11 protein-coding genes and 1 rRNA gene are annotated in these 13179 nt (G+C 59.7%); 6 read left to right on the top strand and 6 right to left on the bottom strand.

Annotated elements, in window-relative coordinates; genetic code table 11:
• Window positions 1-199 precede the first annotated feature (199 nt).
• From CAF77_RS22745 to CAF77_RS22730, 4 genes are all read left to right on the top strand, one after another.
• A complete protein-coding gene (locus CAF77_RS22745; protein ID WP_085655433.1) occupies window positions 200-1549 on the top strand; it encodes an MFS transporter in 1350 nt (449 codons plus the stop codon).
• Between the two features lie 99 nt (window positions 1550-1648).
• Window positions 1649-2341 (top strand): fumarylacetoacetate hydrolase family protein, encoded by a 693-nt coding sequence (locus CAF77_RS22740; RefSeq protein WP_064382041.1) that lies wholly within the window; start codon window positions 1649-1651, stop codon window positions 2339-2341.
• 39 nt (window positions 2342-2380) lie between these two features.
• On the top strand, window positions 2381-3145 hold the full coding sequence (locus CAF77_RS22735) for an SDR family oxidoreductase (RefSeq protein ID WP_064382042.1): 765 nt from the start codon (window positions 2381-2383) through the stop codon (window positions 3143-3145).
• A gap of 32 nt (window positions 3146-3177) precedes the next feature.
• Window positions 3178-4134 carry a 2-hydroxyacid dehydrogenase gene (locus CAF77_RS22730; RefSeq protein ID WP_064382043.1) on the top strand — a complete coding sequence of 319 codons (957 nt, stop codon included), beginning with the start codon at window positions 3178-3180 and terminating at the stop codon, window positions 4132-4134.
• Window positions 4135-4190: 56 nt separating this feature from the next.
• Here CAF77_RS22730 and CAF77_RS22725 read toward each other — a convergent pair whose 3' ends face one another.
• Entirely contained in the window at window positions 4191-6317 is a 2127-nt protein-coding gene (locus CAF77_RS22725) for a TonB-dependent siderophore receptor (protein WP_064382044.1), read from the bottom strand.
• Window positions 6318-6461: 144 nt separating this feature from the next.
• Window positions 6462-7046, bottom strand: a complete 585-nt coding sequence (locus tag CAF77_RS22720; RefSeq protein WP_064382045.1) for a TetR/AcrR family transcriptional regulator — start codon at window positions 7044-7046, stop codon at window positions 6462-6464.
• 210 nt (window positions 7047-7256) lie between these two features.
• On the opposite strand from CAF77_RS22720, the gene CAF77_RS22715 reads away from it, so the two are divergent.
• Window positions 7257-7934 carry a type 1 glutamine amidotransferase domain-containing protein gene (locus tag CAF77_RS22715; protein WP_064382046.1) on the top strand — a complete coding sequence of 226 codons (678 nt, stop codon included), beginning with the start codon at window positions 7257-7259 and terminating at the stop codon, window positions 7932-7934.
• Between the two features lie 119 nt (window positions 7935-8053).
• Window positions 8054-9178 (top strand): alkene reductase, encoded by a 1125-nt coding sequence (locus CAF77_RS22710; RefSeq protein WP_064382047.1) that lies wholly within the window; start codon window positions 8054-8056, stop codon window positions 9176-9178.
• Here CAF77_RS22710 and CAF77_RS22705 read toward each other — a convergent pair.
• The 4 genes from CAF77_RS22705 to rrf all read right to left on the bottom strand — a co-directional run bounded on the left by CAF77_RS22705 (window position 9175) and on the right by rrf (window position 13169).
• Complete coding sequence (locus tag CAF77_RS22705; protein WP_085655434.1) at window positions 9175-10689, bottom strand: sensor domain-containing diguanylate cyclase; 1515 nt, start codon at window positions 10687-10689, stop codon at window positions 9175-9177. The genes CAF77_RS22710 and CAF77_RS22705 overlap by 4 nt on opposite strands.
• A 165-nt stretch (window positions 10690-10854) precedes the next feature.
• On the bottom strand, window positions 10855-12399 hold the full coding sequence (locus CAF77_RS22700) for a class I SAM-dependent methyltransferase (RefSeq protein WP_085655435.1): 1545 nt from the start codon (window positions 12397-12399) through the stop codon (window positions 10855-10857).
• 80 nt (window positions 12400-12479) lie between these two features.
• Entirely contained in the window at window positions 12480-12935 is a 456-nt protein-coding gene (locus CAF77_RS22695; RefSeq protein ID WP_085655436.1) for a VOC family protein, read from the bottom strand.
• Between the two features lie 118 nt (window positions 12936-13053).
• Window positions 13054-13169 (bottom strand): 5S ribosomal RNA (gene rrf / locus CAF77_RS22690).
• Between the last annotated feature and the right edge of the window lie 10 nt (window positions 13170-13179).

The raw sequence follows: 13179 nt of genomic DNA, 5'->3' as shown, positions 1-13179 counted from the left end.
CGTCATGAATCTGCAATTGCTCCCCGCCGCCCCTCCCCACCCTTTACCGACGATGCCAGCCGGAAGACGTAGCTGAACGTCTGACCCTGGCCGTTTTTGCCATTGGTTTCAACTTCGATTGCCTTGCCCCCGAACAGCGGGCAACGGCGTCGGCTGTCCGCAAACAACTCGACACTTCTAACAATAACGAGGTCCACTCATGTCGAATTCACACACCTCCCCCACCACCGCCCCGCCGTTGATTGCCGGCGACAGGGACGCCGTCTCCTCCCGGCGGCTGCCGACACGACGGCGCTGGTTCATGCTCTCGCTGCTGCTGATTGCGACGATCATCAACTACATCGACCGGGTGAACATCTCGATTGCCGCTCCGTTCATGGCCAAGGACCTGGGCTTGGACAAGATTGAAATGGGGCTGATCTTCTCCGCCTTTGCCTGGACCTACGCACTGGCGCTGGTGCCGGCCGGGTTTATCGCCGACCGCTTCGGCTCACGTTTTACCTACGGGGTTTCACTGATCAGTTGGTCGACCGTCACCGTATTTCAAGGCTTCGCCACGGGTTTCGCTTCGCTGTTCGGCCTGCGCCTGGCCGTCGGGGCGATGGAAGCGCCGGCGTTTCCGGCCAACAGCCGTGCGGTAACCGTATGGTTTCCGGCGCGGGAACGGGGACTGGCCAGCAGCATTTACGTCTGCGGGCAATACCTGGGCACGGCGCTGTTTACCGGTGCCCTGCTGTGGCTGGCCACAACCTTTGACTGGCGCCATGTCTTCTACAGCACCGGCGCGCTCGGCATCATCTTCGGTGTGCTGTGGCTGTATCTGTACCGCGATCCGCTGAACTGCAAGAAGGTCAGCAAAGAAGAGTTGAAATACATCGAGGCCGGTGGCGGACTGGTCAAGAGCAGTCAGGAACGCACTCGTTTCAACTGGCGGCAGATCGCCGAGCTGTTCAGTTACCGTCAGGTCTGGGCCATTTGCATCGGCAAGTTCGCCAGCACCTCGGCGCTGTACTTCTTCCTTACCTGGTTCCCGACCTATCTGATTGAAGAACGCCATCTGACCACGATCAAGGCCGGGATCTTTGCCGTGATGCCCTTCGTGGGCGCAACGGTCGGCATCCTGCTCGCCGGCATCGTCTCCGACTTGTTGATCCGTCGTGGTTATTCAATGTCTTTCGCCCGGAAACTGCCGCTGGTGGTCGGGTCGATGCTGGGCATGTCGATCGTGCTGGTGAACTTCACCGACTCGAACGTCATCTGCATCGCCGTGCTGACCATTGCCTTTTTCGCTCAGGGCATCGCGTCGTCCTCGTGGGCGGCGGTGTCGGAGGTGGCGCCCAAGGAACTGATCGGGCTGACCGGCGGGATCACCAGCCTGGCCGCGAACATCGGCGGCATCGTCACTCCGATCGTGATCGGCGCCATCGTCCACGCCACCGGCTCGTTCGCCTGGGCGTTCTGGTTCATTGGTGCCGTGGCGCTGATCGGCACCCTCTCCTATTCCTTGCTGCTCGGTCGCCTGTACCGCATCGAGTTGAAAACGCGCTGAAGCCAGAACAACCGGTTTCTCCAATTTGAGGCGGCTTTCGTCCAACTTCGCCAGCGTTTGCCGCCGTACGCTTACCTTTCACACAGGACTTGCAGCAGGATGAACATGACCGAATACGTCTTTACCCCGGATCTGCCAGTGACCTTGCCGGTTGTCGGCAGCGAGCAACGCTTTCCCGTCGGACGCGTGTTCTGCGTCGGCCGCAACTACCCGTGGCCGGACACCCTGGGCCAGCCGCGCCAGCCGCCGGTGTTTTTCATGAAGCCGGCAAGCTGCGTGTTAGACGCCGTCGGTGAAGTGACCTTCCCGTCACTGACCGAAGAGTTTGCCCATGAAATCGAGCTGGTCGTGGCCATCGGCGAAGGCGGCGCGCAGATCCCCGAAAGCCAGGCGCTGGCCTATGTCTGGGGGTACGCCGCCGGACTGGACCTGACCCGCCGTGACGTACAGCGACTGGCCAAGCGCGACGGTTTGCCATGGGAAGGTGCCAAGGTGTTTGACGGCGCCGCACCGATGACCGCCATTGTGCCGGTCACTCGGACCGGTCGGCTCGAAGGGGAATTATGGTTGAGCGTGAACGGTGAAGAACGCCAGCGCGATCGACTCGACAGCCAGATCTGGTCGGTGAGTGAAGTCATCAGCCGCATCTCGCAATCCGTCACGCTCAAGGCCGGCGATCTGATCATGACCGGCAGCCCCGCCGGCGTCGATGTCTTGCAACCCGGCGACGTCATCAGCGCCGGGATCGACGGCATCGGCCAACTCGAAATGCGCGTCGGCCCCCGGTCTTGAGTCTGGCCTTAAGTGATTGGAAAAAAGGAGAACAACAAGATGTCTGACACTCAACCCTTGAAAGTTGCCCTGGTGACCGGCGCCGGTAGCGGAATCGGCCGTTCCGTGGCCTTGGGCCTGCTGGCCGACGGATACACACTGGTATTGGCCGGACGCCGCCCCGAACCCTTGCAGGCGTTGGTCGATCTGGCGGCCAGCGAAGGAAACGAAGCGCTGGCGGTGCCCACCGATGTACGCGACCCGGCCAGTGTCGATCAGCTGTTTGCAACCATTGCCGAAGTCTATGGACGCCTGGATGTGGTCTTCAACAACGCCGGGGTCAATGCCCCCGCCGTGCCGCTGGATGAGCTGACGTTCGAGCAGTGGCGAAATGTGATCGACACCAACCTCAACGGTGTTTTTCTCTGCGCTCGAGGAGCGTTCGGACTCATGCGCCGGCAGCAGCCACAGGGCGGGCGCATCATCAACAACGGTTCGATTTCGGCGCACACCCCGCGTCCTTTCAGCAGCGCGTACACCGCCAGCAAACACGCGGTGCTGGGGCTGACCAAATCCCTGGCGTTGGATGGTCGGGACTTCAATATCGCCTGCAGCCAGATCGACATCGGCAATGCCTTGACCGAAATGTCGGTGCGCATGACCAAAGGCGTACGCCAGGCCAACGGCAGCATCGCCGTGGAGCCGATGGTCGACGTCAAGCATGTCGCCGACGCCGTGCGCTACATCGCCGGTCTGCCCCTGTCGGCCAACGTCCTGAACATGACCGTCATGGCGACTGCCATGCCGTTTGCCGGCCGTGGTTGAGCCGGCTTTTTTATTGCGTAAGTGAGGTTTACATGAAGCCAGAAGTCTTGCAGCTCAGCCCGATCCTGATTCCGCAAATCAATGCCCGTCTCGGCGAACTGTTCACGATCAGGCGTTATTTCGAGCAGGCCGACAAAGCGGCGTATTTGCAGGAACACGGCGCCAACATTCGCGGCGTGATCACCGGTGGCCACACGGGCATCAGCCAGACGCTGATGGCGCAACTGCCCAAACTGGAAGTGGTGGCGGTCAACGGTGTCGGCACCGATGCGGTTGATCTGGCCTACGCCCGGGATCGCGGGATTCGCGTGACGGCGACCATCGGCGCACTGACCGAAGACGTGGCCGATCTGGCCATCGGTTTGCTGATCGCCGTGTGTCGCGGGCTGTGTACCAGTGACCGTTATGTTCGCTCGGGCCAGTGGCCGCAAAGCCCGACGCCACTGGCCCCGCTGCCTTTGGCGCGGCAGGTGTCCGGCATGCGAATCGGCATCGTGGGCATGGGCCGGGTTGGCCGAGCGGTCGCCACTCGCGCTGCCGCGTTTGGCTGTCCGATCAGCTACACCGATCTGCAACCGATGAGCGATGTCAGCCACACCTTCATCGCCGACCTCAAGCAATTGGCCCGCGACAGTGATGCGCTGATTCTCGCGGCGGCCGCCGACAAGGCCGAGGCCATCATCGATGCCTCCGTGCTGCAGGCCCTGGGCAAGGGCGGCTACCTGATCAACGTGGCGCGCGGCAAACTGGTCAATGAAACCGATCTGGTGGCGGCCCTGACGGCCGGTGAGATCGCGGGTGCGGCGCTGGATGTTTTCGTCGATGAGCCCAACGTGCCTGAAGCGTTGTTTGCCCAGGAACAGGTGGTACTGCAACCGCACCGCGCCAGCGCGACCCTGCAGACCCGCACCCGCATGGGCGAGATGGTTGTGGCGAGCCTGGTGGACAGTTTTGCCGGAAAGACTCCGCAAGGGTGTGTGACCAGCTGAGCCTCACAGTCATCGGGGGCCGCTGCCCCCGATGATGGATTTCAGACTCGATCGGACTACAACGTGTAGGAAATGCCGACCTGCACCGTTCTCGGTGCCCCCGGATAGGCGTAGACGTTACCGAATGCGCCCTCGTCGTAGTCACGGTCAAACAGATTCTTCAGGTCGAGGTTGAGGCGTACCTTGTCATTGACCTTGTAGTAGCTGAGCAGGTCGACAACCGTATAGCTCCCCATCGAGAACGCAGTGTTCGCCGTTTGACCGGCGCGCTCATCGACATATTTAAGGCCGGTTCCCAGACCCAGACCACTGAGCGCACCGTCCTGGAACTCGTAGACATTGAGCAGGCTGAAGCTGTTTTTCGGGATGTTCATCAGTCGCGTGCCGGAGCGGATCACGTTGTCCTTGGTCACCTCGGCATCGACGTAGGCGTAACCCCCGATGACACGCCACTCGGGGGTCAGATTGCCGGCAACATTGAGGTCAAACCCTCGACTGCGCACTTCCCCGGCAGCCACGCTGAACGTCGAGTCCACCGGGTCAGTGGTCAGGACATTACGCTTTTCAATCTGATAGATCGCCGCGTCAACACTCAGCTGATGATCCAGCGCTTCCCATTTGATGCCCATCTCCCAGGACTTGCCTTTTTCCGGTTCAAAGCCGCCACCCTGCCGACTCGCGCCGGTATTGGGTTTGAAAGAACGCGCGGTGTCCGCGTAAACCGCGAGGGTGTCGGTCAGGTCATAGGTCACACCGACGCGGGGCGTGACGGCATTGTCACTGGCCTGCCAGTTCTTGCCGCCGGGCACGTAGGTTTCGTAGTCGTGTTCGAAGCGTTCGAAACGTGCGCCGGCCAGGACTTTCAGCCGATCGGTCAGAGCCACCTGATCCTGTACGAACGCGGCGTAGGTCTTGAGATTTTCCTTGTCGTGGGTCGGGGTGCGCGTCAGTGCCGGACGGGGCTGCCCATACACCGGATTGAAGATGTCGATCGGATAGGCACTTACCGCGCCGCTGGAGCGCTGGATGATCGACTGGTAGTCGTAATCTTCGTATTCGATACCGGTGAGCAAGGTGTGCTGCAGGCCGCCCGTGGCAAAGTGACCGGTCAGGTTGAGCTGGGTGTCCTTGTCCGTCCACTCCAGCTTGCGGTAGTTGAAGTTTCGTCCCAAAGTCCGGCCGTCGGCGGCAATGCCGTTGGCTTCGATGGCATTGCCCTGCAAGGTTCCGTCGAGCCACTGGAAACCACCGCCCAGTGTCCAGTCATCATTGAGCACATGCTCGAAGCGCAATTGCGCCATGTTGTTGTCGTTGTGCAACTTGCCAGCGTCCGGTTCACCGAAGAAGGTGTCGCGGGAGGCGGTGCCGATCTGCCGGGGATAACGCGTTGCGCCCCGGTCCAGCGGATGGTTGTTGCGCATGAAGTCACCCTCAAAGATGACTCGGGTGTCATCGCTGGCTTGCCAGGTCAGCACCGGGGTCACGCCGTAGCGTTCGGTTTCAACGTGATCGCGGAAGGTATCGCCGCCCTCGCCCACCACGTTCAGGCGATAGGCCAGACGTCCCTCTTCATCGAGCGGACCGGAAGCATCCAGGGTGCCGCGCTGCATGCCTTGGTCATTCAACTGGCTGCCGAGTGTGACCGTGCGCTCGGGCAACGGTTGTTTGGAAACGACGTTGAAGGTACCGCCCGGATCGCCCCGGCCGTAGAGCATGGTCGCCGGACCGCGCAGGACCTCAAGACGCTCGATGGTGTTGGCATCCGGCATGTTCGGATAACCGCGGTTGATCGGGAAACCATTGCGGTAGAACTCGCCAGTGGTAAATCCGCGCACGGTGAACGTGGTCAGTCCCTGGCCGCCGAAATTGTTGGCACGCCCTACGCCACCCGCGTAATCCAGTGCGTCCTGCAGCCGGGTAGCACCAATGTCTTCGACCGCATCTTTGGTGACGACACTGATCGACTGCGGGGTTTCATGGATCGCGGTATCGGTTCGGGTGGCGCTGGCCGAACGGGTCGCGCGATATCCCTGTACCGGGCCGTCCGCTCTTTCGTAGTCAGCGGTACCGACCACATCGGTTGCATCCAGCTCCAGCGCTGACGCCGTTGAATCGGACAGCTCGGCCCACGCCAAGGGAGACAACGTTTGCAACACACAGATGGACAGCAGAGTTCGACGCATGAGGGGAGAACCTTACGGATAAGCCAGAACGAAGGGGATAACTGCCAGCGAAACGCGAGGGATGGTATACCAAGCCTTACGCAATTGATAGGCGTTCCCATTCGTTTATGCAGCTGACTCTCAACCTCTTGCGTTCATTCCCTCTCACACGCTCAGCAAGCGCTCGGTGGTCGCCATCGACGTACTCAACGATTGCCCTGTGCGTTGCAGCTTGTTCAGCAAACTGGCTCCCAGCCATAGCTGATACAGGGTTTCGGCCAACTGCCGGGCATCCCCCGGAGGCAGGCTTTTATCGTCCTGACCCTGTTCGATACACGTGGTGATGCGCGCCACCACTCGCTCGGCGCCATCACGCAAGGTCAGGCGCATGGTTTCGGACAGATCAGACACCTCGGCGCTGAGTTTGACCACCAGGCATTCGTCGCCATGGCCTTCGAGGGTGCAGCGATCCTGCCAGCCCTGCCAGTAATCCATCAGCCGCTCACGAGCACTCAAATCCGGTAGCGTCAGGCGTCGCTCCATGTCGGCCAGATAGTCGACGAAGTAATCCTCGAGCAGGGCCTGCCCGTACAGTTCCTTGGATTTGAAGTAGTGATAGAACGAGCCCTTGGGCACGCCGGCGGTCTGCAGGATCTCGTTCAGGCCGACACTGGTGAAGCCTTTCTCGGCCATCATCCGGTGGCCGGTGTCGAGCAAATGTTGGCGGGTGTCGTCGTAGGTCGGTTTCATGGGGCGCAGATTACCAGGCAATAGACCAGTCGTTTAACTCAAAGGAACGCGAGTTTGCCACATCTGTCCATGAAAAAGCTTCACAGAAAAAATTACTAGACGACTGGTCTAATTGGAAACTATGCTGCGCTCCGACAAACCTTTTCCGCGGTGTCGAACCTGTGCGAATCCCTTGCTCATGAACGCCACCTGACCAACCCAGGGTGCTCTATGAAAATCTTGATGGTTCTGACTTCCCACGATCAACTCGGCAATACCGGCAAGAAGACCGGCTTCTGGCTCGAAGAGTTCGCCGCCCCCTACTACGCCTTCAAGGACGCCGGCGCCGACGTCACCCTGATTTCGCCCGCTGGCGGCCAGCCTCCGCTGGATCCGAAGAGCGACGAGCCCGATGCACAAACCGCAGAAACCGACCGTTTCCGCAAAGACCCCGCCGCCCAACAGGCATTGGCGAACACTGGCCGCCTGGCCGACGTCAGTGCCGAAGACTTCGATGCCGTGTTTTACCCGGGTGGCCATGGCCCGCTCTGGGATCTGGCCGAAGACAAACACTCGATTGCGCTGATCGAAGCTTTCGCCCGCAGCAATAAGCCTCATGGTTTCGTCTGCCATGCGCCGGGAGTGCTGCGTCATGTTGTCGACGCAGACGGAAAACCGCTGATCCAGCATCGCGAAGTGACGGGTTTCACTAACTCCGAAGAAGCAGCGGTCGGTCTGACGGATGTCGTGCCTTTCCTGATCGAAGACGAATTTCAGCGTCTTGGCGGCCGCTACTCCAAAGTCTCTGACTGGCAGGTTCATGTGGTGACGGATGGAAAACTGGTCACCGGGCAGAATCCTGCCAGCTCGGCGGCCGTCGCCGAAAAACTGTTGAAGCTGCTCGGCTGAAGAATTTCGCTTCGCGTTTCAATGACCGATCCGAACACCGTGTGCGTGTTACACGGTGTTCTTTTTTTCGCCCATTAAATAGTCGACTGGTCTAATAAACCCTTGGACAGGATGCATCCATGAATAACAGCCGTTTCTTCACCCCCGCCACCCTGGGCCACCACACCCTGAAAAACCGCATCGTACTGCCGCCCCTCACCCGCCAACGCAGCACTCAACCGGGCAATGTCGCCAACGAATTGATGGCCGAGTATTACCAGCAACGTGCCGGTGCCGGTTTGCTGGTGACTGAAGGCACCCAGATCGAACCCCGTGGCCAGGGTTACGCCTGGACCCCGGGCATTCATACACCTGAGCAAATTGCCGGTTGGCGCAAGGTCACCGAGGCCGTTCACGCCAGAGAGGGGGTGATTTTCGCCCAGCTCTGGCATGTCGGTCGTGTATCGCACAGCGCTTTGCAACCCGATGGCGCCGCGCCAGTGGCGCCCTCCGCTGTCGCCACCGATCGGGTCAGCGTTTTCATCGAGACCGGGCCGGGCATGGGGGCTCTGGTACCGCCGTCCGCGCCTCGCGCATTGACCACCGAGGAAGTGCAGGAACTGGTTCAGCTGTATATCCAGGCGGCGCGCAATGCCATGGACGCCGGTTTCGACGGTATCGAACTGCACTGCGCCAATGGTTATCTGGTCAACCAGTTCATCTCCGCCCACAGCAACCTGCGCACCGATCAATATGGCGGTTCGCTGCATAACCGTCTGCGTTTTCTGCGCGAAGTGGTGGCTGGCGTCGCCGAATGCATCGGCAAGGAAAAGGTCGGCGTGCGCTTCGCGCCGCTGTTCACCACCACCGATGAAGCGCGGACTTATCTGGGTATGGTCGAGGAAGACCCGCACACCACTTACATCGAAGCGATCAAGGTGCTGCAAGACGTCGGCATCGCCTACCTGTCGATCGCCGAAGCCGACTGGGACGACGCGCCAGTGATGCCGGAAACCTTCCGTCGAGCGGTGCGCGAGACCTTCAGCGGCGCGATCATCTACGCCGGTCGCTACAACGCGGAGTCCGGGGCACGGTTGCTCGACTCCGGATTGGCAGACTTCGTGGCTTTCGGTCGCCCGTTCATGGCCAACCCGGATCTGCCGGCGCGCATCGCCAATGACTGGCCGCTGAACGCGCTGAACCCGGCCACAGTGTATGGCGGGCATGCCGAAGGCTATGTGGATTACCCGGTGTACGCCGATTAGCTTTCGCTGGCGACACTGTTGGCGAGCTGATTCCGGCCCGCCCCTTTGGCTTGATACAGCGCCTGATCTGCCGCGGCGATCAGGCCTTGTACCGTGTCCAGTTGCGATCCGGTGGCGGCCGCGATGCCGATACTCACGCTCACTCGGCCGAATGGACTGGTTCGGTGAGCGATAGGCTCTTGCGCCAATCGCTTCAGGATCATTTGCGCCACGACCGCTGCGCCGTCACTGTCGGTATCGGGCATGATCACCGCCATTTCTTCCCCCCCATAACGCGCCACCAGGTCCGATGGTCTGCGCACGCAGGTCTCAAGCACCTTGGCCACCTGCTGCAGACAGGCATCGCCGGCAATGTGCCCTTCGGCGTCGTTGAACAGTTTGAAATAGTCGAGATCAATCATCAGCAATGCCAACGAAGTTGCGTCACGCTTCGACCGGCGCGCCTCCATCGCCAGGGTCTGATCGAAACATCGCCGATTGGCCAGGCCTGTCAGCGCATCCTTCATAGCCAACAGTTCAAGTTGCCGGTTCGTGCCGAGCAACTGTTGTTGGGTATCGCGCAACTCTCCTTCTACCTGCGTCCGGCGACGAATATCCAGGATCAGGAACCAGCCAATGACGCCGGTGAGCCCCAGCAATGTGGTAACCACACCAATCGACAGCAGCGCTTCAAATCGCCACGCCGCCAGGGCTTCGCGCTTACCGAGCGCAACAGTGGTGATCAGTGGCAACGTTTCACTCTTGCGAAAGGCATAAAGCCGTTCCACGCCGTCCAGACTGGACGTGAAGGATGCAGTGCCAACCGATTTGTCTATCAGGTACTTCGCATAGATCGGCGAATTGGAGAAGTTGCGCCCCATGTCCTGTTCGCGGAAAGGGTAACGGACCAGCAGCGTGCCATCGGTGTAGGACAAGCCGATGGCGCCCTCCTGCCCTACATCGAGCTGGCCGAACAGACGCAGAAAGTTTTCCACCCCCAGGGTGACCGACACCACACCGGCAAACTCTCCGCGATCGTCATTGAAACGCCGGCTGATGGTAATCACCCATTCCTGATTCGAACGACTGCGAATCGGTGGGCCGATGAAGGGTTCGCGAGATGGATCGTCACGGTGATGAATGAAATAGGCACGATCACTGCTGTTTGCACCGATAGGAATCGGTCGGTTGGATGACATCAACCAGTGACCTTTGTTGTCGTAGATAGTGATGCCACTGAGCTGCGGCATCAGCGGTCGCTGCCGGTTGATCAAAGTCTTGAGCCGTTCGATTTGCGCTGGGCCACTGCCTTCGGTTTCCAGCCGTTCGACGAGTCCGAGCAGAAGCAGCGAACTCTGCCGGACAATGCCTTCGGAATAAGTCGCGAGCGCCTGAGTCAGGTTCAACCCATGGACATTGACTTCATCCAGCGCTCGATCCCGAGAGCCCAGTATCTTCCAGATGGTCAGCGATGCCAGGGAACAGCCGATTACCAACAGCAAGAGCATTACAAGGTGAGTATCACGCTTCACTTCAGTACCTATGGAAAGTCCGGTTTCCGTCACCGCTATTGTTTGACCGGGGCATTACATCGACCGCGCGTCCGCCGCGGTGCTCTCGTGTTGGTTTTGCGCAAGAATCCGAGGTGCCCCGGACGACGGCAGGCGGCGCGAGGCGTCCTGCCGTCCCCTTCTCCACTAGACGATTTTCAAAGCCTTGAGAATGACCAGAGTACTTTCGGCAAACGCTTGAGCCTGCTCGGTCAGTTCGGCAAGGTTTTCTTGCGCGGTGGTCAGGGCCCTGCCGTCCTTGAGGAGACCTTCACCCTGGCCGCCGATGATGCCCCATGCCAGTTGCGCCCATTCAGCAGGGTGCTTTTTGCCCTGTTTGATCGATATCAGGAACAGCTGCTGGAAGCGACTGACCGTCACCCCACCCCCGGTCACCGGACTCGCCAGGGTCTGAATCTTGTTGCCATACAACGAACGCTTGCACAGTTGCAGGTTGAGGGTATTGCAACGGGCCTGCACCAGTTTTTCATTCGCTTCGCTCTGACAGGGCGCCACGGCCCCCATGCCGATCAACACGTTTAGGGCCTGCTCCACGTCGCCGTACGTCAACGGGGGCACGAGATCCAGCAAGTGCCGCAAGGTCTTCGGCACATAGGCGTCATCCGCCAGCGCTGCGAGTACCGGACCATAGATCTCCGCCTGCAACGTAGCTGCACCGGCCGGGCCGGTGACGTTGGCCGGCACGCTGTCGGCTGCCTGCAACAGGACGAAGCGCGTGCTGAGCATACGCTCGCGGTGCTCGGAGGCGGACAGCCTGTTGGCGCCGCGCACATAAAGATCCCGGCGGAAACTCTGGTTTACAAAGTAGTCACGCGCCTGCTCGCGCATGACGGGATGGTCGATATTTTCCAGAAAGTCCATGCCTTCGGCGCTCAGATTGAGCGGATCGACGGAGTCCAGCGGGACGGCTGTCGTGGCATAGTCGAGCTTGGCGGGCGCCAGGGCATCAACCACGTCGGTGAAATACATGCAGTTCCAGTCGCGGTTGAAATACTCATGGGCGATATACTGACGATCCTGGCCTTTGATGCTCCGGAGCTTGGCGTCCAGTCCTGGCGCCGAGTTGGCATATTTCGGATTTGCAGCCAGCAGCGCTTCGGAAAACTGCAACGCAGCGTCGATACGTTGATCAGGGCGCGCACAGGCTTGACTGGCGAAACGGTCGTGCAGGCTGAAAAGTTGACGCAAAGGTGCCTGAGGCGCCCACCCCGGAAAGCAGTTATAGCTGACGTACAGCAGGCCACCTGGTTTGAGATGGCGACGGACAAATTCCACGATCAGTTTGTGGTTATCGCGGCTGACCCAAGTCCAGATGCCGTGCAGACTGATACTGTCGAACTGAGGCAGATCATGACGGGCCAGCAACTGCTCGAAGCTGTCGTCATACAGTCGCGCATCACTACCCCAGTCGCTTGCAAGCGAGATGGCATGGGACGCCTGACCTGGGTGAAAGTCGGTGCCGACATAAGAGCCCGGATTGCCCGCCGCATGGATATTGATCGAAACACCCTGACCAAAACCCAGCTCACAGTGGTGACCGTCGCTACTCTCCAGCGTGGCAAAACCGCGCAACAGCAGACAATAACGCTGGAAAACCGGATTGATTTCCCGGCTGTAACTGTAGGTGTAGCCTTCGTCCGTGAAATATCCCTCGTTCCAGGCATTGCTCATGCGTGCACCCTTTTCTTATATCGGAAGTGAAAGTCGCTCTTATACGGGGTAGTCATGGCCTATCACAAGAGGAAAAGCGGTCAGGTAAAGGCCTCTTCGATAAACGCTTCCAACGTCTTCTCCTCCAGAATTTCGATCGAGAAGTGACCGAAGCGCTTGGGCAGCCAGATGATGCGTGCCCCTGCCGGCGATTGCAGGTGTTCGCGGGGCAACGGTTTACCGTTTTCATCTTCAGGCTGTACGCCTTCAGCGACCAGTTCGTCGTAGGCTTTTTCGATGTCGGGAGTCGAATAGCAGTGACGATAGATCATGCCCTCGCCCGCACTATCCAGGAGCTCCCGCAGATTCCCGGCCAATGGCTGAACCAGCATGAAACGTTCCTGCCCGACCAACGCAATCGCATAGCGCACATGCAGGCCGCCCCGTTCCCACACCAGCGTCCTGGAGATGCTCGCCTTTAATATATGCGCATAGTACGCACAGGCTTCTTCGAGGTTATTCACCAATACATCGACGTGACTGAACTTGAGTTGCACTGCCTGCCTCCTGCCGGACTGAAGCTCATGGTAACCGTGCTCGTTGACGCCATTGAAAACTTTCCTGCGGGCAAAACAAAACCCCAACTGCTTTCGCAATTGGGGTTTCGGAATTTAATCTTGACGATGACCTACTCTCACATGAGGAAACCCCACACTACCATCGGCGATGCATCGTTTCACTTCTGAGTTCGGGATGGGATCAGGTGGTTCCAACGCTCTATGGTCGTCAAGAAATTCGGGT

Origin of the sequence: Pseudomonas sp. R15(2017) (genome assembly GCF_002112685.1) — a bacterium.
Lineage (GTDB): Bacteria > Pseudomonadota > Gammaproteobacteria > Pseudomonadales > Pseudomonadaceae > Aquipseudomonas > Aquipseudomonas glycinae.
This window is presented reverse-complemented; position numbering and strand designations above follow the sequence as displayed.

What these genes read in the sequence shown, in the direction of transcription:
- CAF77_RS22745 (WP_085655433.1), top strand. Translation starts at nt 200, where the DNA reads ATGTCGAATTCACACACCTCCCCCACCACCGCCCCGCCGTTGATTGCC.
- CAF77_RS22740 (WP_064382041.1), top strand. Translation starts at nt 1,649, where the DNA reads ATGAACATGACCGAATACGTCTTTACCCCGGATCTGCCAGTGACCTTG.
- CAF77_RS22735 (WP_064382042.1), top strand. Translation starts at nt 2,381, where the DNA reads ATGTCTGACACTCAACCCTTGAAAGTTGCCCTGGTGACCGGCGCCGGT.
- CAF77_RS22730 (WP_064382043.1), top strand. Translation starts at nt 3,178, where the DNA reads ATGAAGCCAGAAGTCTTGCAGCTCAGCCCGATCCTGATTCCGCAAATC.
- CAF77_RS22725 (WP_064382044.1), bottom strand. Translation starts at nt 6,317, where the DNA reads ATGCGTCGAACTCTGCTGTCCATCTGTGTGTTGCAAACGTTGTCTCCC.
- CAF77_RS22720 (WP_064382045.1), bottom strand. Translation starts at nt 7,046, where the DNA reads ATGAAACCGACCTACGACGACACCCGCCAACATTTGCTCGACACCGGC.
- CAF77_RS22715 (WP_064382046.1), top strand. Translation starts at nt 7,257, where the DNA reads ATGAAAATCTTGATGGTTCTGACTTCCCACGATCAACTCGGCAATACC.
- CAF77_RS22710 (WP_064382047.1), top strand. Translation starts at nt 8,054, where the DNA reads ATGAATAACAGCCGTTTCTTCACCCCCGCCACCCTGGGCCACCACACC.
- CAF77_RS22700 (WP_085655435.1), bottom strand. Translation starts at nt 12,399, where the DNA reads ATGAGCAATGCCTGGAACGAGGGATATTTCACGGACGAAGGCTACACC.